Genomic DNA, 21,592 nt, shown 5'->3' on the forward strand with positions numbered 1-21,592 from the left:
AATAATTTATGAATATATTGTGAAAATTTATACCTTAAAAAAAACAAAAAAATCAAACTTTTCTTAATTCATTTTGACACACATATTAGCCAATGCTAATATGAATAAAGAATAACATATTAGTCATTACTAATACGAATGGAGAGGATACAATTGTGTGACTCAAATGATTTAGATGTAAAAGCCAAGTTCATCCGTGGCTTTGCTGATAAAACAAGACTACAAATTCTTCAATGTATGATGGATGGTGAAAAAACAGTATCTGAAATTGTAGAAATCACCCAAGGAAATCAGTCAAACATCTCCCAACATCTAAACTGTTTAAAAGGATGCGGAATCATTCTAGGTAGACAAGAAGGAAAATATGTCCACTACTCCTTACGTAATAAACAAATTGAACAGTTACTCACTATGTTTGATGTTGTCTTTCATGACGTACAAAATGAAGTAGCATCATGTGATAAAAACGATGCTTGTTTATCTCAAAAAGGAGAAAACTGTCATGACAGATAAGAACGAGAAGGAAAAACAAACAAATTGCTGTCAAGGTTCTTCCTCCGCACCTGCGAAAGAAGAAACACCATCATGTTGCTCTTCTAAAAAAGAGATTCCAATCAACCCTATTACTAGGGAAACCTCTTGTTGCAGTAGTAACAATGATTCTATAAAAACAAAAAATAGTTCTTCCTGCTGTTCATCTGAATTAGCTCTAGAAAAAGAACAAACGCATTCAAACTCTTCTTGCTGTAGTGATAGCTCATGCGAAGACCCATCACCTCTTATTAATACAAAAAAAATATCAGGAGATGGCGTACAAACATACCTTGTGGAAGGTATGGATTGCGGTGCATGTGCTTTAACAATCGAAAAGCATTTACAAAATGTTTCTGGCGTAGAAGAAGTTCGAGTAAACTTCGCTACTGGAAAAATGCATATTCGTCATGATCGAGATGTGGATGACATTATTAAAGAAGTGTCTAACGCAGGATTTGGAGCTTCCTTAGCAGGAAATCGTAGAGGTACAGCACCTGTTCAAAAAACTAAAAATACAACTTTAATTCTCTCAGGATTATTTTTAGCTTTAGGATTTGGAGGAAGTTTTACAAACATATCACCTCTTCTTATCACACTTCTTTATGCGGCGAGCATTGGAATTGGTGGTTATAAACCTGCTAAAAGCGCCTTTTATGCAATTAGAAGTAAATCACTTGATATGAACGTTCTCATGATATCAGCTGCAATTGGTGCTGCATTAATTGGTCAATGGCTAGAAGGTGCAACCGTCGTTTGGTTATTTGCATTAGGAGCAACCTTACAAAATAAATCAATCGAACGTACACGGGAATCCATTCGTGGATTAATTGATTTAGCACCATCAGAAGCTTGGGTAAAAGTTGGTACTGAACTTATAAAAAAATCGGTAGATGATATTACAGTGAATACAACGATTGTTGTAAAGCCTGGTGAAAAAATCCCATTAGACGGCACAGTTGTAGGAGGCAATTCTACTGTAAACCAAGCACCGATAACTGGTGAATCTATCCCAATTGATAAACAGATTGGTGACTCTGTATATGCAGGAACAATCAATGAAGAAGGTTCTCTTGAAATTACAGTAACTAAACTTGTTGAGGATACTACGTTATCTCGAATTATTCACCTTGTAGAGGAAGCACAGGAAAAGAAAGCACCTACAGAAGCATTTGTAGATCGTTTCGCAAAAATTTATACACCTATCGTTTTTGTATTAGCAATTGGTGTCATGATTATCCCTCCCCTTCTTGGTATAGGCGAATGGATGGAATGGATTTATAAAGGATTAGAACTTCTAGTTGTCGCATGTCCTTGTGCTTTAGTTATCTCTACTCCTGTTGCTATCGTATCTGCAATAGGAAATGCCGCAAGAAATGGCGTACTCATTAAAGGCGGTACCGCTCTAGAAATCGCAGGTTCATTAAATGCTATTGCGTTTGATAAAACAGGAACATTGACTGAAGGAAAACCAAAAGTAATGCATGTACGAAGCTTAGATTGTACTGAAGATGAATTATTATCAATTGCCGCAACAATTGAAGAATATTCTAATCATCCAATTGCAAAAGCCATTACAGCATATGCGAAAGTACACCAAACTTCTATTCAAAGTGGAACCGACTTCCGCGCCATTGTAGGAAAAGGTGCGCAAGTCACGATAGATGGCGAAACATACTACGCTGGAAATAAAGCATTATATGAAGAGTTTGGAGTTTCGCTTCAAATGTGGAACGAACCGATTCGAGAAATGCAAAGAATTGGTCAAACCGTGATACTTGTTGGAACAGACAAAGTTATTTTAGGGATGATTTCAGTAGCAGACTCCATCCGTTCTACTACTTATGGAACAATACAAGAATTAAAACAATCAGGTATTCAGGAAACTGTTATGTTAACAGGAGATAATGAAGGAACAGCTGAACATATTGCACAGAAAGCAAACGTAGATCGTTATTTTGCTAATTTACTTCCAGAAGATAAAGTTCATTCTGTAAAACAACTTCAATCTGAAGGGAAAACAGTAGCCATGATCGGGGATGGTATTAATGATGCCCCTGCCCTTGCTACCGCAAACCTTGGTATTGCTATGGGCGGTGCCGGAACTGATACCGCAATGGAAACGGCAGATATTGTATTAATGGCAGATAATCTTGAAAAACTTCCTTATACGATGAAACTAAGCCGGAAAGCATTGCACATCATTAAGCAAAATATATGGTTCTCATTAATTATTAAATTTATCGCCCTTGCCTTTATCTTCCCAGGATGGCTTACTCTTTGGATGGCTGTCTTAAGTGATACAGGCGCTGCGCTTATTGTAATTCTTAACAGTATGCGATTATTACGAAACAAATAATATAATACGGAGCTACCTAGTAGCTCCATACATTAAATACAATTAGAAAGGGTATACATATGAAAAAAACACGTGTAATTGGATTATTTCTACTAATCTCCGTAATTACAATCTTAGGAGCATGTAGTGATAATAAACTAAGAGATTCACTGGGTTGGGATGTAGAAAAGTTTGCATTTACAGATCAAAATGGGAAAAAGTTTGGTTCCTCTGAATTAAAAGATAAAGTTTGGGTAGCCGATTTTATCTTTACAAGCTGTGAAACTGTTTGCCCACCTATGACAGCCAATATGGCAAAACTTCAAAAAATGTTGGATGAAGAAGGAATTAAAGATGTAGAGTTTGTATCATTTAGTGTAGATCCGGAAGTAGACACACCTGAAAAAATAACAGAATTTATGAAAGTCTATGAAATGGATACGAAGCGAACTCATTTTCTAACAGGATATACACGACCAGATATCGAAAAATTCGGAAAAGATAACTTCCAAACACTTGTAACCAAACCAGAAAATAATACACAAGTTATACATGGTACGAGCTTTTATCTCGTGGACAAAGATGGAAAAGTTGTGAAGAAATATTCAGGTCTTCAAAATACACCCTACGAGGATATCATCCGTGATATTAAACGAATTCGATAACTAAAAGTTTCTTATTATGTTCCTATTAAAATCTAAAAATTCGAGGTGTTTACATGAAGAAAAAACAAGGCTCTCACATAAAATTATTGCTAATTACCACATTAATCATTTTCGCTGCAGTTACAGCTTTCGTCGTTTTAAATAAAGAAGAAAAAGTTGCTACAAATAAAGTGATAAAAAATTTACCGCCTATTGGTAAGCAACCTACTTTAGGAAAAGAAGATGCACCAGTCTCTGTTATTGAGTTTGGTGACTTTAAGTGTCCTGCTTGTAAAGCATGGGGTGAGCGTATCTTCCCTCAGCTCCAAAAAGACTATATCGATACGGGGAAAGTTAAATTTTCATATGTGAATGTTTTGTTCCACGGAACAGAATCTAAATTGTCCGCTTTAGCTGCTGAATCCGTTTATAAACAAGACCCACAAGCATATTGGAGCTTCCATAAAGAATTATTTAACGCACAGCCAGAAAATCACGATGATCCATGGATTACTCCGGAAAAACTATTAGAAATTGCAAAAACATATACGCCAAGTATTAACACTACTCAGCTCGAAGAAGATTTGAAAAAACAAACAGAACAAGAAGAAGTAAATAGAGATGAGAAACTAACACAAGACTATGGTGTAGAACAAACACCGAGCATTGTTGTAAATGGAACAATGTTGTCTGATCCTTATGATTATGAACAAATCAAAAATCTAATTGAAAAAGCATTGAAGGAAAAGAAATGATGAATAAAGCAAAAAAGAATTTTGAATGGCGTAATTACACTTTATATTTTGCATGGATTGTGTCAATGATTGCGACACTAGGTAGTCTATTTTTTAGTGAAATTCTTGGATTCATACCATGTGAATTGTGTTGGTACCAACGAATTATGATGTATCCGCTCTGTATTATTTTAGGCATTGCAACATTCTACAATGAAAAGAACATAAAAAAATATGTATTACCGATTTCTATTATTGGTGGAAGTATTTCACTTTATCATTATGCAATACAAAAGATCCCTGGTGTTTCAGAAATTAATCCGTGTGTTCAAGGTGTTCCTTGTAATGTTGATTATATAAATTGGCTAGGTTTTATAACCATCCCCTTCTTAGCGTTAATTGCTTTTTGTATGATTACTTTGTTTATGGTGTTAACGAAATCAAAAGCGAGTTAATTAAAATATAACATATAAAGGTATTTCTACAGAGAGGAGACAATATGATGTCAAAGATCATACCTGTAGTTTTATTAGTAAGCCTATTAATTGGTTGTAGTTCCGTTAATGATTCATCATCTACTAAGGACAACAAAACACAAAATCAGTTACAAGAAACAAAAAATAAAGGTGAGCATTTCAAGGATGATACGATAGAAACAACAGCTAATGTAGAAACTCTGCCTTCTTTCTTATCATCAACTACAAATGGACAAGTCTCACAAATTTATAAAATGGTAGGAAAAGACATCGAGCTCTTACAATGGATTCCTTGTTATTGTGGGTGTGATGAAAATTCAGGACATAAAAGCAATAAAGATTGTTTTATCCGTGAGATGAAAGAAAACGGCCAAGTTACATGGAATTCACATGCGATGAATCACGCAGAGTGTGTAGATATCGCTTTCCAAGCTGTTTTAATGAAACAAAACGGAGCATCCCCTTTAGAAATTCGAGAACACATCGATAAACAATATAAGAAAGATGGTATAAACGTTACTCCAACGCCGATGCCAAGTGCTTAATATAATAAAAATATCTATTACTAAAAAACAGCCATATTGATGGCTGTCTTTTTAGTAATAGATTGTTGCCGTATAGTTCATATTGAATCAGTAAAGTTATTAAAAACGTCATCTTCTCTAATTTAACTTATTTAGAAAGGATAACGTTTTTTGCTGTATAAATAGCGCAGCGATGTGACAGTACCTCATATTGCCGTTTCATAATCATTTCTGGTTCCTTCTTATTCTCCACTATTTTTTGGGATTGAACAGCTAAAAATATACGCTGGTGGTACATTTCTAAGTTCCCTTTTCACATCTATTCTATTAAAAAACTGATTAAGAAAACTCTTTTTAAATTTAGTATATTGAAAGGTAATAAAATTCCCACCCTCTTTTAAAATTTTGGTGGTAGTTAATAATATTTTTTTTGAAACATTTAGGGGCAAACTAGAAAAAGGAAGACCCGAAACAATATAGTCTGCATAAGGAATGCAATAGCCCTGTAGGTACTCGTCAATATTTTCCGCAGACCCTAATACAATGAAGACATTTTTCTCTTTTTCAAATTTTTCTTTCAATAATAAATAAAATTCTTTATTATTTTCCACTAATAAAAGAGTAGTATTCGAATTTCGTTTTTCAAGTAATTTATTAGTGAATACACCCGTACCTGGCCCATATTCAACAATATATTTAGCTTCCTTAAAATTGATGCTTTCCACCATTTTATCTGCAAGAAACTTTGAACTTGGAAGTACTGCACCGACGTTTCTTGGATTAGTTATATATTGAGATAAAAAAGACAGAGGCTTCATATTTAATCACTCCAATAGTTTGAATTTACTACTATAGTTTAAAATTCAAACCTGAAGAAACTGGAGTGAAATCCTTAAGAATCCTTAAGATTTGAATACGCTCTGTAACAATAGTTTGTCTTAAAGGGCATATCTTATAAACACTCCCTCTCTCCCCTTTACCATGGGTTTTTCAAACGTCAGATACAGAAATCCATATATTTCTCGTTCGAATTTCAAATAAAACCTATAAGATTACCAGTAATTATACACATACTTGCGGTCATATCCATGAAAAATTCTTCGTTGCAACTTTTTGTAAGGCTAAACTTGTTACATAATTGGATTTACAATCATTATGTCCGTACATTTTCATATTTCGTACAACCTAATCATCTTTTCATCCATAGCACTTTTGAAGGTACTTCTCCTACTACAGCCCACTTTATATACCGCGAATCAAGTCTTTTTTTAATATATGAAACAATTACATAAAAGTTACGAAGATCTACACAAATAATAATCACACAAGGTCATCACTCAAAGGGACAAACATAATGACTCCCCTGCTCTATTCTCGTTAATCTGCATAAAAGGAATCCCATGCTCGCGTAAATAATGCGTAAGCCGTAATGTAACAAAAAGCCTTTATTTTGATCAAACTTTCTTTCAAATCTACAATTAGAAAAAAACTCTGTAAAATTTTTCACAGAGTTTTTTTCTAAATTATTTATTGTTTTGCATATCGAATACGAACGTTATCGTCCATGTGATAAATTTGTAATGTATTACCATCGTAGTTTTGTAGTTTATACATTACACTGTCATTTGTTAGCTTCACTTCTTGACCGTCTTTTAATGCTTGTGTTACTTTTAACGATAACTGGAATGAAGGAACGTCTACCTCATATGTTCCTGTTAAGAAGTCTCTCTTCTCAGGATAACTACCATTAGCATAAGACTCAAATGTCTTATCACCTTTTAGAACTAACGTAGTTTTCACTCCACTACCAAAGTCAATGCCCCAATTCCCTATGATTTCTGTACCATCTTTAATGTAATTCTTCATGTTTGTATAGTTAATTCCTAACTCTTCAGATGTACCAACTGTTCCTACGAATACACCAGTTCTAGCTTGGCTTTTATCTGTCTCAGCTTGACTACCAGTAGTAGAACCAATAGTTGGGTTTGCTGATATAGAACCACTAGAACTACTTGTTGTACTAGAAGGTTTATCTGTAGTTGTACCACCTTCTACTTCGGATCTTAACTTATCGAATGTAGGTTTCCAAATACGTTTTGCTTCCTCTAGTTTTGTATTTGCTTTATCTAAGATTTCCTTATCAGTCTCTAAGCTGAAACCTTTATCGTTGAATAACTTCTCTATTTCACCGAATGTTTCTCTTAATTTACCTGTAGCTCTTTCAATCTCTTTTTGTTCTTCTTTATGTTTTGGCGGTGCGGCAATCTTCTCTATCTTATCAAATACTTTATAGACGTCTTTAATGCTATCTAATACCTCAGCTTTTGATTTACTTCCGTTTCTCAAATCTCTTACAGAAGCATCATAGTAATCAAATCGTCTTAACATATCTTGTTCAATGTCTAATAAATATTGTGCATAATCTTCATCTAAAACTCGAACCTTTTGAACATCTTTACTTTCTTCTTTCGAGTTAGTTGATTTTTCTTTTGTTTCAGAAGACTTATGTTCACTTGTTTCTTCTGTCTTTTCTTCTTTACTTGCCGATTCTTTTACTGTAACACAACCACTTAATAATAATGCAAATGGAACTGCAACACCTATTAATTTCTTCACTTTCATACCTCATACCCCTTTGAGTAATATATTCTTAGTTGGTTTTACTAGCGATACTATTTGCTGCTTCTTCAAACAGTTTTGAACCTTCTTGTGCTTTCGATACGGATTGATGCATTTTACTCTCGTCTTCTTGGTCTAATGCATCAAAGAGAAGTTGGAAACAATCCGCATATAGTTCCATTGACTGCTTTATCTTCGCCTGTTCTCCCTGTAACTCAGGAGGTGCTTGTAGATTCTTCAGTTTCGTTGTAGTTGCCTTTGCTCCACCTAAACTCAGTTGTACTTCACTTTTCTTTTGTTTGTATGACTTTACGTCTGAACCTGCTATTCCTTCAATTAATTTCATTGTATCTTCAATTTGAGTAGCACTGTTTATGATATCTGACTTGTACCTTTCAACATCTGAACCAGTTACCTTACCAGTTGAAGAACTGGAAGAACTAGAAGAAGAACTAGAAGAAGAACTTGGTTGACTACTTGATGAACTACTATTTGTACCTTCACCTTTCGCTACAGATAAGCTATCCTCTTTCTTGCTATCAGTTGACTTACTCTCTTTCTCTACCTTTTGCGTTTCTTCTTTCTTTGGTTCAGCTTTCTTACCATCAGTTTCAATTGTAATACAACCACTCAATAACATAACTGGTAACGCTAAACTTACTAATTTCTTTGCTTTCATGTTTCCCCATACCCCTTTATTTGTAAAATTCAGTGCAAACAAGTTAATATACTTAACTAAGAAATTTTCCCCGAATAATTTCTTAGAAACTACTATCCATAGATTACCTGTATATTCACAATTTTTCTATATATATCATTTTACAAAAAATCACAGATATGGTCAAAGGTATTTATGAAAATTCCAGTTAAAATATTCCTTATATAGCAAACTCATTATTTCTCCCCGAAAACTATTTAAGAAAAACTTAAGAATTCTATATGTTTATTCTTATGAAATAATTTCCGAAAGATAATTTCCAGAAAAATAAGAAAACAATTACAAAATCGTATATAAACGAAAGAGCCTACTCACACGAGTTGGCTCTTTCTCTACTTAACAATAAAGATAATCTTTCTCCCCTTATTTTATAAACTTTCAAATGTTCCTCTAATCCCCTCGCATCACCTAATACATGTAACGTTTTCTTCACAAAATTCCAATTCAAACTACCGGATAACCATAGTAATGAAGAAAGTCTCTTATAATCATTTGAGTCTAAAATATTATGAGCCTTATACCCTTCTAAAAATGATTTACTAATAGTTTCCTTTTTCCAACTAAACTATCAGCTCATTCAATTACAGCTTTGACTTCCAATTGACAAAGAGCCAATCCCCTATACAATAGAAGATTAGCTCTTTCCTTTATTTATTCACCTATTTCAGAAAATCGTTTTATACGTTTACCAATTTCATTACGAACACGTTGAAATTCAGACCACTCTTTTCCTGCTGGATCATCAAATCCCCAATGAACACGATTCACGTGCGGAGGTGTCGAAGGACAGACAGAATCTGCGTGACTACAAAGAGTAACGACTAAATCGGCATTATTTAAAATGCTTGAATCAATTATATCTGATGTTTGATTTGTTATATCGATATTTACTTCATTCATTGCTTTAATAGCATTTGGATTCACTCCATGTGCTTCAATGCCTGCAGAATATACATTCCACTTATCTCCTAAGTATTGTTTCCCAAAAGCTTCTGCCATTTGGCTTCGGCATGAATTTCCTGTGCATAAAAAGTAGATTGTCTTTTTGTTTTCCATGTTGTTTTCCACCTTTATTTTTAAATTTAGACTGGTTGATCATTAAAATATTTACGTTTAAACCAAAAAGCGACATTTACAAGGGCAATCATTACAGGTACTTCGACTAAAGGTCCGATAACAGCTGCAAATGCTGCGCCTGAGTTAATGCCAAACACACCAACTGCTACAGCAATCGCTAACTCAAAGTTATTACTACCTGCTGTAAATGCTAACGTTGTTGTTACCGGATAATTTGCACCAATTTTTCTTCCCATAAAGAAAGAAACAAAAAACATCACAATAAAATAGATTAATAATGGAATCGCTATTCTTACTACATCAAATGGTACGCTAATAATCATTTCCCCTTTTAAAGAGAACATAACGATAATCGTAAATAGCAATGCAATTAGCGTAAGTGGACTAATCTTCGGTATAAATACCTTTTCATACCACTGTCTTCCTTTTAGCTTCACTAATACGAATCGTGTTAACATACCTGCTATAAAAGGAATTCCCAAATAGATAAATACTGATTTCGCTACTTCTGCCATTGTAATATGAACGATAGCCCCTTCAATTCCTAACCACTCTGGGATTACCGTTACAAACACGTATGCATAAACCGAGAAAAATAACATTTGGAATACCGAATTAAAAGCTACTAAACCTGCCGCATACTCTTTATCCCCATCAGCAAGATCGTTCCATACAATTACCATTGCAATACAACGTGCTAAACCAATCATAATGAGACCGACCATGTATTCTGGCTTATCAGGAAGAAAAATAATTGCTAAAACAAACATAAGTACCGGACCAATAATCCAGTTTTGTACTAAAGATAAAACCAATACTTTTACATCTTTAAATACCCGGCCCATTTCCTCATAGCGAACTTTTGCTAATGGTGGATACATCATGACAATTAAACCAACAGCGAGCGGGATAGATGTTGTTCCAACTTGTAATGTATTCAGTCCGTCTACTACACTAGGAAATACAAACCCTAAACCAATCCCAACAGCCATAGCTAGAAAAATCCATAGTGTTAAATATCGATCTAGAAAAGATAAACGTTTCATTTTATTTTCCATCTCCTATTAACAACAAGAATTTTTATCTACTATGTTAGAAGTCGTGCAACAAGATGACTCTTCTATTTTGTGAACATCACTATGTGCTTTTGTATAGAAGAATTCCCACTCGTTACCATCCGGATCCGTTACCCAAAATTTATCTTGAACCGCATAGCAACAAGTCGTATCCATCTCATCGCGTGCAAAGAAACCTTCTTTTTCTAATCTTTCTTTATGTAATGTGATTTCTTCAGCTGTCTCTACTTGAAAACCAAAATGATTTACCTGATTTCCTTTCACTTCATCTCGTACGTTCAGCGTAAAATTAAGTCCTGGCGTCTCTAATAAAAATTTAGCATAATCCGTTTTCACCTTCACTGGTGATACACCAAATACCTTTTCGTAAAATTCAATAGACTTCTCTAAATTCGTAACATTTATACCAACATGAACATATCTCATAGCTTATTCCTCCTCTTTACATGTCATTAATCAATTTTTTTTGATTAATAGTACAAAATTTTAACAACAACTACCTTTCCCTGTTTTTCTAAAGATACAGCACAATTCTTCTGATAATAAATTATTCACTTCCGCATCATTTAAATCATAATAACTCCACGTACCTTTTGTTTCTTTTACAATTAAACCTGCATCTAATAAAATCTTTAAATGATAGGACAACTTAGATTGCGTCATTTCAAAAACTTCAGTTAAATCACATACACACGTCTGTCCTCGCTGGCAAAGTTCATACATGATTTCTAAACGTTTTTGATCAGCCAACGCTTTAAATTTTTTCTCATAGAGCTGAAAATCTTGTGCCACTGTAGTTCACTCTCCTTTCATCAAGTTTTTTTGATATTTATAGTATATACGACTATTAATCTTTTATGCAACTTATTAATCAAGTTTTTTTGATTAATATACAAACCCTTTCTCCTATCATATTCTGCAAATAAAAAGAACCATAACCTTCCCGAAATGGAACAATTATGGTTCATATCTTAATTTGATCTATTTTCAAACGGTAGTACTCCATAACCATCAAACTAACAAAATACGAAATCTTAAACTGATGGTTATGAAGCACCCCCCTTTTCTATAGACAAAACCCTCCAGAAACATCTAAAATCTGCCCCGTTACCCAACGACTATCAGAAGAAGCAAGGAATGCAACCGCATCTGCAATATCTTCAACTTGCCCTATTCGTCCAAAAACAGATGAATTCGTAGCAAAATTTCGTATTTCTGGATTATCTAGCAATTTCGCATTAATATCTGTCTTCGTATATCCAGGCATCATTGTATTCACTGTTATACCTCTTTCTCCAAGGTGTTTAGCTAGAGGCAGTGTCATCGTATTTAGTGCACCTTTACTTAAACCGTATGCAATTGAGCCTGTAAAACCAAGCCTTACCTCAGCTGATGAAATGTTAATCACGCGGCCCTCTGCTCGTAGTAATGGTAATGTTTGCTGAATTAAGAAGAACGGCGCCTTAATATTTACGGACATAATTTCATCAAAAACTTCTTCTGTCGTATTTTCAATCGTTCCTTGTGTACCTATCCCTGCATTGTTTACTAAAATATCAATCTCTGATGTACCAACTTTTATTTGCAATTCATTCTTTAACTGTTCTACTAGCTTTTTGACACCATCAATTGAATTGAGTTCAGCTTCAATCAAGAACGCTTTCCCTCCATTAGATTCAATCTCGCTAATCGTTTCATCTGCAGCTGTTTTATTTCGGCCATAGTGAATTGCAACTAATGCTCCATCTTTCGCCAATCTCATCGCAATCGCACGGCCAATTCCGCGACTCGCTCCTGTTACTAATGCTACTTTCCCATCAAGATTCTTCATTTTTTCCATCCTTCCTAAATTTCCGTTTGATAAAGTGAAACTTTAATCAGTGGGGGTTTTCTTCATCCCCCTCTGATTATTAGTTGAACCAATCGGGCATTTACGGACAGTTGATCTCCCACCCCACGTCTTTGCTCCAGCTGAATTTTGAGATGGGAGTTTTACTGCCCGTTAATGCGGGATAAATCCTATACTTATATTTTTATGCAAACACCAATAATTTTAAATATAGATTTATAGGTAATTTAATTCGTTCACTTATGATATTATAGTTATAATTTGTGATTCACTTTAGAAAACAAAAAAGGAGGCTACACGATGCAAAACACAGTAAAACTGGATGAAATCGATCATAAAATTATGAACTTGTTGTATGAAAATGCGAGAATTTCTGTTTCAGAAATAGGACGAATTATATCCATGACGCAACCTGCTGTAAAAGAACGAATTAACAAACTTGAAGATCAAGGAGTTATAGCGGCTTACCGAACTAAATTTGAGCCTTCCAAAATTAATAAAAACATTCAAGCATTCATCATGTTTAAAACGAGCCAATGCTCTGATTTCATCCAATTTTGTAATGCTGCTCCTGAAGTAACAGATTTATATCGAATTAGTGGGGAGTTTAATTATATGATGAAAGTTATGAGCGATTCGATGGATTCTCTCGCTGCATTTTTAGACTCTTTAATGCAATTTGGCTTGTCGTCTCCTTTAATTGTTTTAAAGAGTGAGTTTGAGGAGAAATTGTCGTTCTAATAAGAGGGTACTAAGGTAGAAATATCAAGTGTATGTAAAAAAATCCTTTTATAATATAATAAAACCAGCCATAGGCTGGTTCTTTTTTTATTCAATTTCCTACTAAAAAACCCCGGGTATAATCTTCCTTCTCACCTACCCCTGATTCCTCTGCGCCGCTCTAAACTCCTCCTTCACCTTCTCTAACAAGCTTTCTTCCGTAATTAATCGATACGCTGTATTCGCTAATGCTTTTGCCGATGTAATTAACGCTTTATCTCCAAGTTCTGAGCGTGCTGCTTCTCTAAATTCATTCGTATGCGCAATTAAGTTATCTGGACCGATTTTAATGTACGGGTGAATGGTCGGTATGACTTGGCTTACGTTTCCTGCATCAGTTGAACCGATGCCTACTCTTTCTTTACGATTTACGTCTTCACCTAGTAATTCCAGTTCTTCAGCTACGACATCGTTATATGTTTTTGTTACGAGTAGTTCATCGATTTCATTTTGGAATTGATGAATTTTTACTTTTGCACCTGTTGCTAATGCTGCTCCCTCTGCGATATTTCTTACTTTTTCTGTTACTTCTGCACATCTTTTTCGCGTAGCTGCACGGATGAAGAATCTTGCTGATGCGTAGTCTGGGATAATGTTAGGTGCTTTTCCGCCCTCTGTAATGACGCCATGAATTCTCACATCTGACGGAAGTTGTTGGCGAAGTGCGTTAATACCATTATACAGCTGGATAATCGCATCTAATGCGTTAATCCCTTCTTCAGGTGAAGCTGCGGCGTGAGCTGTTTTTCCGTAAAAATGAAAATCAAGTGGATCTACTGCTAGTGATGGACTCGTTGTCGCTGTTTTTCCGCTCGGATGAATCATAAGCGCCGCATCAATATTTTTAAATAAACCAGCTTTTACATAACTCGATTTCGCGCTACCATTTGGACCACCCTCTTCTGCTGGTGTTCCGAACACAACAACTTCTCCGCCAATTTCTTCAAGCGTTTCTGATAATGCAATTGCTGCTGCAACGCTAATTGTGCCAATTAAATTGTGACCACACGCATGACCGAGTCCCGGTAAAGCATCATACTCAGCTAAAAATGCGATAACTGGCCCTTGTTTTCCTGAACTTTTTCGCGCGATAAAACCTGTTTCATGCCCCGCTATATTGTGCTGCAGTTGAAATCCTGCGCTACCTAGTAATAAACTTAACGTTCTTGATGCGTAAAATTCTTGGTTACCAATCTCCGGATTCGCATGAATATTATGACTTGTTTCTATGTACTTTTCCTTATTTCTTTCTATACTCTCTTCAATTATGTTTCTTTGTGACGTTACTCCTGTCGCTCCCATTTTTCTTCCTCCTTTTATTTTCACGTAAAAAAGCCTCTTTCTAAAAGATAGAAAGAGGCTTTGAAATATACATTCAAAAATGAGCTTCTTTCTTATCTTTCAAGTTACCTTGCTGGAATTGGCACAGTATTCATAAAGAATCTGCTGCCGAGGTATCGTAGGGCCAGTCCCTCCACCTCTCGTGATAAGAATTTTCATAAAATTATATTAAATTATTTTTCATTCTAAATTCATTCCGACTAAAAGTCAAGGAATTCCTATCCGAATTTACCGAATATCTAAAAATCCTTTTAATACACCAATTGTTTCCGGTGCTTGCAGTCTTGCACATATGTACGGAAATTCCGTACTACCTTCAAATATCATTTGAGATGTAAGTGGTGCCCCTGCCCAAAAGATTTCATCATCGATTAATAAGAACGGGAATGCTTTATTTTGTCTTTGTAACTTTACATTCTTTAATGGAACTGGTCCATCACTATAAACTGTTACTTGCGCATTTGTACGCATTAACGCTTGCCATACTCTTTTATCCACTTGTCTTGTACTTGGAAGTGAAATGATAATTTTTCGTTTCGCAGCTAAAATATCTTTGAGTAGCCCTTTCGGCTCTTCAAGATTCATTTCCATAAACCAGCGTAAACGTTTCGAAATTTTCCGCTCCCATACTTGTCTTGATGTCGTGCGATCATACACATCTCCGTGACGTTCTATATGCGCTGTTAATTGTGATAACGCTTGTTTTCTCGAAAGGTTTTTACGCATATAATGGCAATCCGATAATTGAATGAACTTCCCTCTCGCTCTCGTTATTGCTACGTTGACGAGGCGATGGTTTTTATGATCAAAGAATAACACACCAGGACGTTCCTGCGGATAACTATCAACCGTATCAAATATCATCATATCTCTTTCAGAACCTTGAAACTTATGAACTGTTGCCGCTAATACTGGTATGTGTTGATATTTCGTTTTCTGCAACAGTTCTCTAATACACGTTGATAAAAAGCGGGACTGTGCTCGGTACGGTGTAACTACACCAATTGATTGAACACCGTCTAACAGTCCAATTAACATCATTTGCATCGCTACTAAACCAGACATAATATTAAAACGCGAACCGGAAGCAGCGTCTTTTAACGAAAATGCTCCCATTAAGCTCGTATCAAATAAAACACTCGCCTCATTTGCGAACGGTTGTAATTGCGCAAGTTCTTTACGCTCTGAAACAGACGGATGATCGTATACTCTGTTTTTATAAATAAATGAATTCGTAAACTTCGATATATCTGCATGCATACGTCTTTGCTCCTGCAGCATAAAAAGGTTGGGATGTGCTTCTGATTTATTTACAGAATCAACAATTCCTGCATGGTAAAACATATCTTCGCCGAGCCATTTTCGAACGAGTTCATGGTTTGCCATTGCGATCGGAGGTAACTGTAAAAAGTCACCACAAACGACAATACGTTTCCCAAGAGAAGCTGCTAATGCGATTTGCGGAACATACGCCATACTCACTTCATCTACGACAACTAAATCAAATGTACGCTCATAAATAAGTGAATCAATGGCACATTTCGATAAAGTCGCACCGATTACTTTCGCATTTTCAATATATTCTTTTTCTACTTCTTTAATTTTCGCTCTTTGCTTTCGAAGGTCACTTTCAACCTCTTGTATACGCTTCTTATCAGCAGAAGTCGCTTTATATGATAAAATCTTGTCACGAAGCTCTTGTCGTGTCTCTTCTAAATAGAGTCTCTCTTCTCCCCAAGATCCGTTCGTCGTTTCAACTAACTTCGACGCAAGTAACGTTTCATGATTTCGTATATGATCATGTTGACTATAACCGTAACGAACAATTTCACCAGGTGTCCATTTCTTCTTCTTCTCAATTTGCTTCGTTACTTCGCTCATTAATACGTCAACTGCCGCATTACTATGAGCTAACACAAGTACCGATTTTCCTTTTTGATAATGAGCCGAAATAATACGCGATAAATTGTAAGACTTCCCTGTTCCAGGTGGTCCCCACACGTACGTTGTCGGGTTATAAAATGAACGATACGCCAATTCATTTTTCGTATTTTTCATCTTTTCAATATGTTTTGGACTGCTCGTCCCATCTACAAGACGCTTTATACGATTACGTTTCAGCTTATCTTTATGCGCTTCTTTTAGTCGCTCTTGCAGTTGCTCTAACAATTGCCACGGTTCACTATATAAAACAGCTTCTCTTATTTCACCTTGTATATAATCATTTAATTTCAGTTCTATTTCTAATCCGTGTACCGATAATACTTCCCCTGTCGCTTCCTCACCATCGAACTCAATTCGAATTGGAGAACCTTCAGGTATGCTTACTTCCGAAATAAGCTGAAAGACATATACCGTACTTTCATAATCTGTATATAAAAAACGACCGTTAATGATAGAAATTTTACTACCACCTATCGTTTTCCAATGTTTAATTTCATATGCTAATGCATAATGCCACTCTTTCATCGTTTCTGATAATGAAGGAGTCTGAGTAGTTGTATTCATCGTATAATCTCCTTCCTTCTCCCCAAACATACTTTCTCACTATACCATATAAAACTCTAACATTTGTAACAATTATATCTTGCTTATTTTCTTAATTTTCAATATTATTTTATATATCATTTTCAGAAAGAAGGTTCACACATGCCGGTTAGAAGAATTGAACACGTAGGACTTATGGTTGCAGATTTAGAAACATCTATTTCATTTTATGAAAAAGTAGTTGGCTTACAGCTCATTAAACGTATGGGACATCCAAACCCAGACTTAAAACTCGCTTTTTTAGGTGTGGAAGAATCAAAAGAAACGATACTTGAACTAATTGAAGGTTATAACTCTTCCCTCCCAGCAGAAGGAAAAGTGCATCACATTTGCTTTAAAGTAGATTCATTAGAAGATGAAATTGAAAGAATACAAAAACACGGCGTAACCTTTTTACTAGGAGAAGAAATCGAAACATTACCAGATGGAACACGTTACATATTCTTCGCTGGCCCTGACGGGGAGTGGATTGAGTTTTTTGAGACGGAGAGATAAAGTGAAGCTTTGAACATCTTTCTTGGGTTGGAGGGTTAGCAGCATTAATTGCTTCTGGTCTAGCTTTTATTAGTTATCAATTAGATAAAAAAGATACTCATGTCGAAATAAAGAACCCAATATCTCAACGTTTATAATATAGAATATCAAAAACGGTTAGATTATTTCAATCTGGGTTTATTTCGTATACAAATCTTTCAATCACCCACACTCGCCCTTTAGAAAAAGAAACAATCTCGCCTAAAATTGACTTTGCATAATCTTAGCTTGATAGCGATGAGGTATCGCCCCCCATCCAGCTAAGATTTTAAAATATCTCCAAAACGAAAAATGTATACCTCTACAGTTATTGATGAGAATTTAGCTCATTTTTTCGTTTTTCAGATGAGTGTATTTCTTAACTCGATAGCGATGTAACGAGTTCCCTATTAAAATAGTAGAGTATAAACATGAAAAAACTCCTAACAAATTTTGTTAGGAGTTTTTTCAAATACGTGGTATTTTATTTGTCAATATTTTTTAATCTTCATTATTGATTTCTATTGTGCCTGTTCTAGCACTAACCTTTAAAGTATTTAATAGATTCTCAGGTGTCTTGATTTCCACTTCATATTCAAATTTAGATTGTGTTAAGTTGTCATCTTCTAATTCGAATTCTTTTTTCACATTAATAATTTCTCCATTTGTATGAGCTAAAGAAATTTCACGAACTTGTTTCTCTGTGTAGTTTTCATTCTTTTTTGCATAATTGTAACCCATCCCATAATATCCACCAACAATAGCGATACCGATTAATAAAATAGAGATTACACTTATAATTATTTTCTTTTTATGTTTTAACATTTTCATCCACTCCTTAATGATTAATCATTTATTCCAAATCTTGCTTCAAGTGCATTTTCTGCTTGCTCTAATTGATCTTCAAGTATATCTTGTTCTCTTTCTTGCGTTTGATATTGTTCAACAGTTATCGTTCCAGCATGATAATCTGCTTCTAGCTGATCATCAAATAGATCTATCTTGTCATCTAATTGGTCAATGTCTTTTTTTGTTGCTAAGTACATATTTAAGTTATCTTCTTTTGCTCCAACCGGTTTCGTGTTATTTGCCTTTTCTACAATAGATGTGACTTCGTTTTTGAAATCTTGTGTTTGCTTCGTATCATTCGTAGTAGGCCCTGTTTTGTTTGGTTCTTGTTGTAGTTGAGCAACTTCTTTTTGTAATTTATCATTTTCCACTTTCAGTTGTTGTACTTCTGTATCGTTATCAGCTTGAGTAGAACAAGCTGTTAAGAATAAACAAGACATTGCTCCAATCAGCATCCATTTTCCCATTCTGTTTTCCTCCCTTAAATGTGCACCTTATCCTTGCCTTTATATTACTGAACAAACATTAAAGGAAGATTAATGTACAAAAAAATAAAGTGAAACTTTAATCAGTGGAGTTTTGTCCATCCCCAACTGATTATTAGCCCTCACCAATCGGGCTTTTACGGACAGTTGATCCCTATCTAACTCCCTCGCATTCGCCGAATTTTGAGGGAGGAGTCTTACTGCCCGTAAATAGCGGGATAAAATGATATAATTAAATAGTTTCTAATCTTTCTTTAATGTTTTGGAATTATAGTGATACATATTAATAAGAAGAAAAGGAGAATGTTAATGCGAGTTCTTATTGTCGAAGATGAACAAGACTTACAAAATATATTAGTGAAACGATTAAATGCAGAATATTATAGTGTTGATGCATGTGGGAATGGAAAAGATGCCTTGGATTATATAAGCATGGCTACCTACGATTTGATTGTGCTTGACATTATGATTCCCGGAATAGATGGTTTACAAGTATTACAAAGATTACGCGCGGGCAATAATACAACTCCTGTCTTGCTTCTTACAGCTAAAAATGCAATTGATGATCGCGTAACAGGACTCGACTTAGGTGCGGACGATTATTTAGTAAAGCCGTTTGCTTTTGATGAACTGTTAGCAAGAATTCGAGTGTTGATGCGAAGAAAAACTGGGAATACATCTAATGTGTTTGAAATCGCTGACCTCGTGGTGAATTGCAATATGCATACAGTAACAAGGGGAGACCAGGTTATCAATCTTTCCAGTAAAGAATTTGCTATTTTAGAATATATGATTCGTAATAAAGAAGTTGTGTTGACACGAGATAAAATTGAGCAACATGTGTGGAATTACGACTATGAAGGTGGCTCGAATATTATTGATGTTTACGTCCGATACCTTCGTAAAAAAATTGATAGCCAGTTTGAAACGAAGTTAATTCATACAGTACGAGGCACTGGTTATGTATTGCGAGTAGAATCATGAAAAAACTATCAATAAAAATGAGAGTAACCCTGTGGTATACGGGGTTAGTTGTAATTATTATGGCACTCGTGTTAGCTTTTATTTTAACTTCTTCAGATAAAGTTGTGCTTTTTAATATGAAAAATCAATTAAAGAGCACAGTAAAAGAAAGCATTGAAGATATCAAATATAAGCATGGACAGTTAAAGATTGACGATGAGTTTGAAACTTTAGAAGATGGAGTAAATATCCTCATTTATAGTAAACAAGGTGAGCTGCTGGCAGGAAATAGTCCAACAAGCTTTAATAAAAAGGTATCGCTTAAATCCGATGAAATACAAACCATTAAAATTGGTAATAAAGAATGGATAGTATATGATTTTCTCCATAATGCAGGCGGCGATGAGCAAGTCTGGGTTCGTGGAATAATGACGATGAACCAATTATCATCAACGATGAATACGCTTATCGTGGTAACACTCATCTCATTTCCATTACTTATTCTCATTGCGGCCGTGGGAGGATATTTTATTACGCAAAGAGCGTTTCGACCTGTGCAACAAATGAGTGATTCAGCCAGTGAAATTGGTGATGGTAAAGACCTTTCGAAGAGAATTAATTTACAAGGTTCATCGAAAGACGAAATGTATCATTTAGCACAAACCTTTGATAAAATGTTTGAGCGATTGGAGACATCCTTCGAAAGTGAAAAACAATTTACATCTGACGCATCTCATGAATTAAGAACACCAACATCTGTTATTATTTCGCAATGTGAATACGCTTTATCGCAGAGGAATAATCCGAAAGAAATGGAAGAATCGTTAGAAGTAATTTTAAGGCAATCGCGTAAAATGTCGGCGTTAATCTCGCAACTCTTATTATTAGCACGAGTTGACCAAGGAAAGCATAATACTTTTCAATTTGAACGTATCAATATGAGTGAATTAACGGAAATCGTTGTAGAAGAGCTTTCATTAATGGTTCAAGAAGCTTCGATTGATATAACAACAAATATAGAGGAAGACCTGTTTATTAAAGCAGATCAAACATTGATGATGCGTTTATTAATGAATTTACTAACGAATGCAATTGCTTATAGCAAAGCGAACGGCATTGTGAATATGCAACTGTTCCGTGATGAAACCAACATAATAGGTAAAGTCTCCGATAATGGCATAGGCATCAGCGAGCAACATATTGCGAAAATATGGGACCGCTTCTATCGAGTTGACGCAGCACGAACATCTTCAAACATTGGAAACACAGGTTTAGGATTGTCGATGGTAAAATGGATTATCGAACTACATGGAGGAGAAATTACCGTTGAAAGTGAATTAGGAGAAGGCAGTACTTTTACATTTAAACTACCAATTGAAAAACGGGCATAATGTATGCTCGTCTGTAGCTTCAGAATAAAGATTGATTAAAAAGCTCTCTTTAGTCCTTATTTAAAAGTAAATATAAAAACTCCATTTTGAAAAAGAGTGATCAAAATGGAGTTACTCTTTCTAGCTGTATATAAGAT

At 35.1% G+C, this 21,592-nt stretch carries 22 protein-coding genes, 1 pseudogene and 1 riboswitch; of the genes and pseudogenes, 10 read left to right on the forward strand and 13 right to left on the reverse strand.

Annotated features, from left to right (window positions below; genetic code table 11):
- Positions 1–153: 153 nt before the first annotated feature.
- Genes QUF93_RS17185 through QUF93_RS17210 form a run of 6 tightly spaced genes read left to right on the forward strand, consistent with a single transcriptional unit; the run spans position 154 to position 5,268 of the window.
- Positions 154–513 (forward strand): ArsR/SmtB family transcription factor, encoded by a 360-nt coding sequence (locus tag QUF93_RS17185; RefSeq protein ID WP_289359600.1) that lies wholly within the window; start codon positions 154–156, stop codon positions 511–513.
- Entirely contained in the window at positions 503–2,890 is a 2,388-nt protein-coding gene (locus QUF93_RS17190; RefSeq protein ID WP_289359601.1) for a heavy metal translocating P-type ATPase, read from the forward strand. The genes QUF93_RS17185 and QUF93_RS17190 overlap by 11 nt, the downstream gene beginning before the upstream one ends.
- A 59-nt stretch (positions 2,891–2,949) precedes the next feature.
- Positions 2,950–3,534 (forward strand): SCO family protein, encoded by a 585-nt coding sequence (locus QUF93_RS17195; RefSeq protein ID WP_289359602.1) that lies wholly within the window; start codon positions 2,950–2,952, stop codon positions 3,532–3,534.
- Between the two features lie 53 nt (positions 3,535–3,587).
- Positions 3,588–4,268, forward strand: coding sequence for a DsbA family protein (locus QUF93_RS17200; protein ID WP_289359603.1), 681 nt, complete (start codon positions 3,588–3,590; stop codon positions 4,266–4,268).
- Positions 4,265–4,702 (forward strand): disulfide oxidoreductase, encoded by a 438-nt coding sequence (locus tag QUF93_RS17205; protein WP_289359604.1) that lies wholly within the window; start codon positions 4,265–4,267, stop codon positions 4,700–4,702. Before QUF93_RS17200 ends, QUF93_RS17205 begins: the two co-directional genes overlap by 4 nt.
- 47 nt (positions 4,703–4,749) lie before the next feature.
- On the forward strand, positions 4,750–5,268 hold the full coding sequence (locus tag QUF93_RS17210) for a PCYCGC motif-containing (lipo)protein (RefSeq protein ID WP_289359605.1): 519 nt from the start codon (positions 4,750–4,752) through the stop codon (positions 5,266–5,268).
- Between the two features lie 221 nt (positions 5,269–5,489).
- Here QUF93_RS17210 and QUF93_RS17215 read toward each other — a convergent pair whose 3' ends face one another.
- From QUF93_RS17215 to QUF93_RS17255, 9 genes and pseudogenes are all read right to left on the reverse strand, one after another.
- Entirely contained in the window at positions 5,490–6,065 is a 576-nt protein-coding gene (locus tag QUF93_RS17215) for a class I SAM-dependent methyltransferase (RefSeq protein ID WP_002120517.1), read from the reverse strand.
- Positions 6,066–6,774: 709 nt separating this feature from the next.
- Entirely contained in the window at positions 6,775–7,869 is a 1,095-nt protein-coding gene (locus tag QUF93_RS17220) for a DUF3994 domain-containing protein (protein WP_289359606.1), read from the reverse strand.
- A 28-nt stretch (positions 7,870–7,897) separates the two neighbouring features.
- Positions 7,898–8,545: a DUF7018 domain-containing (lipo)protein gene (locus tag QUF93_RS17225; RefSeq protein WP_289359607.1), complete on the reverse strand. Its 648-nt coding sequence runs from the start codon at positions 8,543–8,545 to the stop codon at positions 7,898–7,900.
- Between the two features lie 346 nt (positions 8,546–8,891).
- Positions 8,892–9,119 (reverse strand): annotated as a pseudogene (locus QUF93_RS17230) (aminoglycoside phosphotransferase family protein); the annotation flags it as partial.
- Between the two features lie 116 nt (positions 9,120–9,235).
- The gene (arsC, locus tag QUF93_RS17235; protein WP_289359608.1) at positions 9,236–9,640 is read right to left on the reverse strand and encodes an arsenate reductase (thioredoxin); all 405 of its coding nucleotides are present in this window, start codon (positions 9,638–9,640) and stop codon (positions 9,236–9,238) included.
- Positions 9,641–9,666: 26 nt separating this feature from the next.
- A complete protein-coding gene (gene arsB / locus QUF93_RS17240) occupies positions 9,667–10,707 on the reverse strand; it encodes an ACR3 family arsenite efflux transporter (RefSeq protein WP_289359609.1) in 1,041 nt (346 codons plus the stop codon).
- A gap of 18 nt (positions 10,708–10,725) precedes the next feature.
- Positions 10,726–11,163, reverse strand: coding sequence for an ArsI/CadI family heavy metal resistance metalloenzyme (locus tag QUF93_RS17245; protein ID WP_289359610.1), 438 nt, complete (start codon positions 11,161–11,163; stop codon positions 10,726–10,728).
- Between the two features lie 60 nt (positions 11,164–11,223).
- Positions 11,224–11,529 carry an arsenical resistance operon transcriptional regulator ArsR gene (gene arsR / locus QUF93_RS17250; protein ID WP_000046018.1) on the reverse strand — a complete coding sequence of 102 codons (306 nt, stop codon included), beginning with the start codon at positions 11,527–11,529 and terminating at the stop codon, positions 11,224–11,226.
- A 274-nt stretch (positions 11,530–11,803) separates the two neighbouring features.
- Positions 11,804–12,568, reverse strand: a complete 765-nt coding sequence (locus QUF93_RS17255) for an SDR family oxidoreductase (protein ID WP_289359612.1) — start codon at positions 12,566–12,568, stop codon at positions 11,804–11,806.
- 318 nt (positions 12,569–12,886) lie between these two features.
- Here QUF93_RS17255 and QUF93_RS17260 point away from each other — a divergent pair, with 318 nt between their 5' ends.
- The gene (locus tag QUF93_RS17260; RefSeq protein ID WP_002120574.1) at positions 12,887–13,327 is read left to right on the forward strand and encodes an Lrp/AsnC family transcriptional regulator; all 441 of its coding nucleotides are present in this window, start codon (positions 12,887–12,889) and stop codon (positions 13,325–13,327) included.
- 135 nt (positions 13,328–13,462) lie between these two features.
- Here the strand turns inward: QUF93_RS17260 and QUF93_RS17265 are convergent, their stop codons facing one another.
- The gene (locus QUF93_RS17265; protein ID WP_289359613.1) at positions 13,463–14,668 is read right to left on the reverse strand and encodes a M20 family metallopeptidase; all 1,206 of its coding nucleotides are present in this window, start codon (positions 14,666–14,668) and stop codon (positions 13,463–13,465) included.
- Positions 14,669–14,757: 89 nt separating this feature from the next.
- Positions 14,758–14,859, reverse strand: a riboswitch (SAM riboswitch).
- 76 nt (positions 14,860–14,935) lie between these two features.
- On the reverse strand, positions 14,936–17,245 hold the full coding sequence (locus QUF93_RS17270) for a DEAD/DEAH box helicase family protein (protein ID WP_289359614.1): 2,310 nt from the start codon (positions 17,243–17,245) through the stop codon (positions 14,936–14,938).
- A 111-nt stretch (positions 17,246–17,356) separates the two neighbouring features.
- On the opposite strand from QUF93_RS17270, the gene QUF93_RS17275 reads away from it, so the two are divergent.
- Complete coding sequence (locus QUF93_RS17275; RefSeq protein WP_289359615.1) at positions 17,357–17,749, forward strand: VOC family protein; 393 nt, start codon at positions 17,357–17,359, stop codon at positions 17,747–17,749.
- A gap of 519 nt (positions 17,750–18,268) precedes the next feature.
- Here QUF93_RS17275 and QUF93_RS17280 read toward each other — a convergent pair.
- Positions 18,269–18,592 carry a PepSY domain-containing protein gene (locus tag QUF93_RS17280; RefSeq protein WP_002120590.1) on the reverse strand — a complete coding sequence of 108 codons (324 nt, stop codon included), beginning with the start codon at positions 18,590–18,592 and terminating at the stop codon, positions 18,269–18,271.
- A gap of 20 nt (positions 18,593–18,612) precedes the next feature.
- On the reverse strand, positions 18,613–19,083 hold the full coding sequence (locus QUF93_RS17285; RefSeq protein ID WP_289359616.1) for a hypothetical protein: 471 nt from the start codon (positions 19,081–19,083) through the stop codon (positions 18,613–18,615).
- A 327-nt stretch (positions 19,084–19,410) separates the two neighbouring features.
- Here QUF93_RS17285 and QUF93_RS17290 point away from each other — a divergent pair, with 327 nt between their 5' ends.
- Both QUF93_RS17290 and QUF93_RS17295 read left to right on the forward strand, forming a co-directional pair.
- Positions 19,411–20,085 carry a response regulator transcription factor gene (locus QUF93_RS17290; RefSeq protein WP_289359617.1) on the forward strand — a complete coding sequence of 225 codons (675 nt, stop codon included), beginning with the start codon at positions 19,411–19,413 and terminating at the stop codon, positions 20,083–20,085.
- A complete protein-coding gene (locus QUF93_RS17295; RefSeq protein WP_289359618.1) occupies positions 20,082–21,455 on the forward strand; it encodes a sensor histidine kinase in 1,374 nt (457 codons plus the stop codon). The genes QUF93_RS17290 and QUF93_RS17295 overlap by 4 nt, the downstream gene beginning before the upstream one ends.
- Positions 21,456–21,592 lie beyond the last annotated feature (137 nt).

The sequence above is a fragment of the Bacillus hominis genome (genome assembly GCF_030348325.1).
GTDB lineage: Bacteria > Bacillota > Bacilli > Bacillales > Bacillaceae_G > Bacillus_A > Bacillus_A hominis.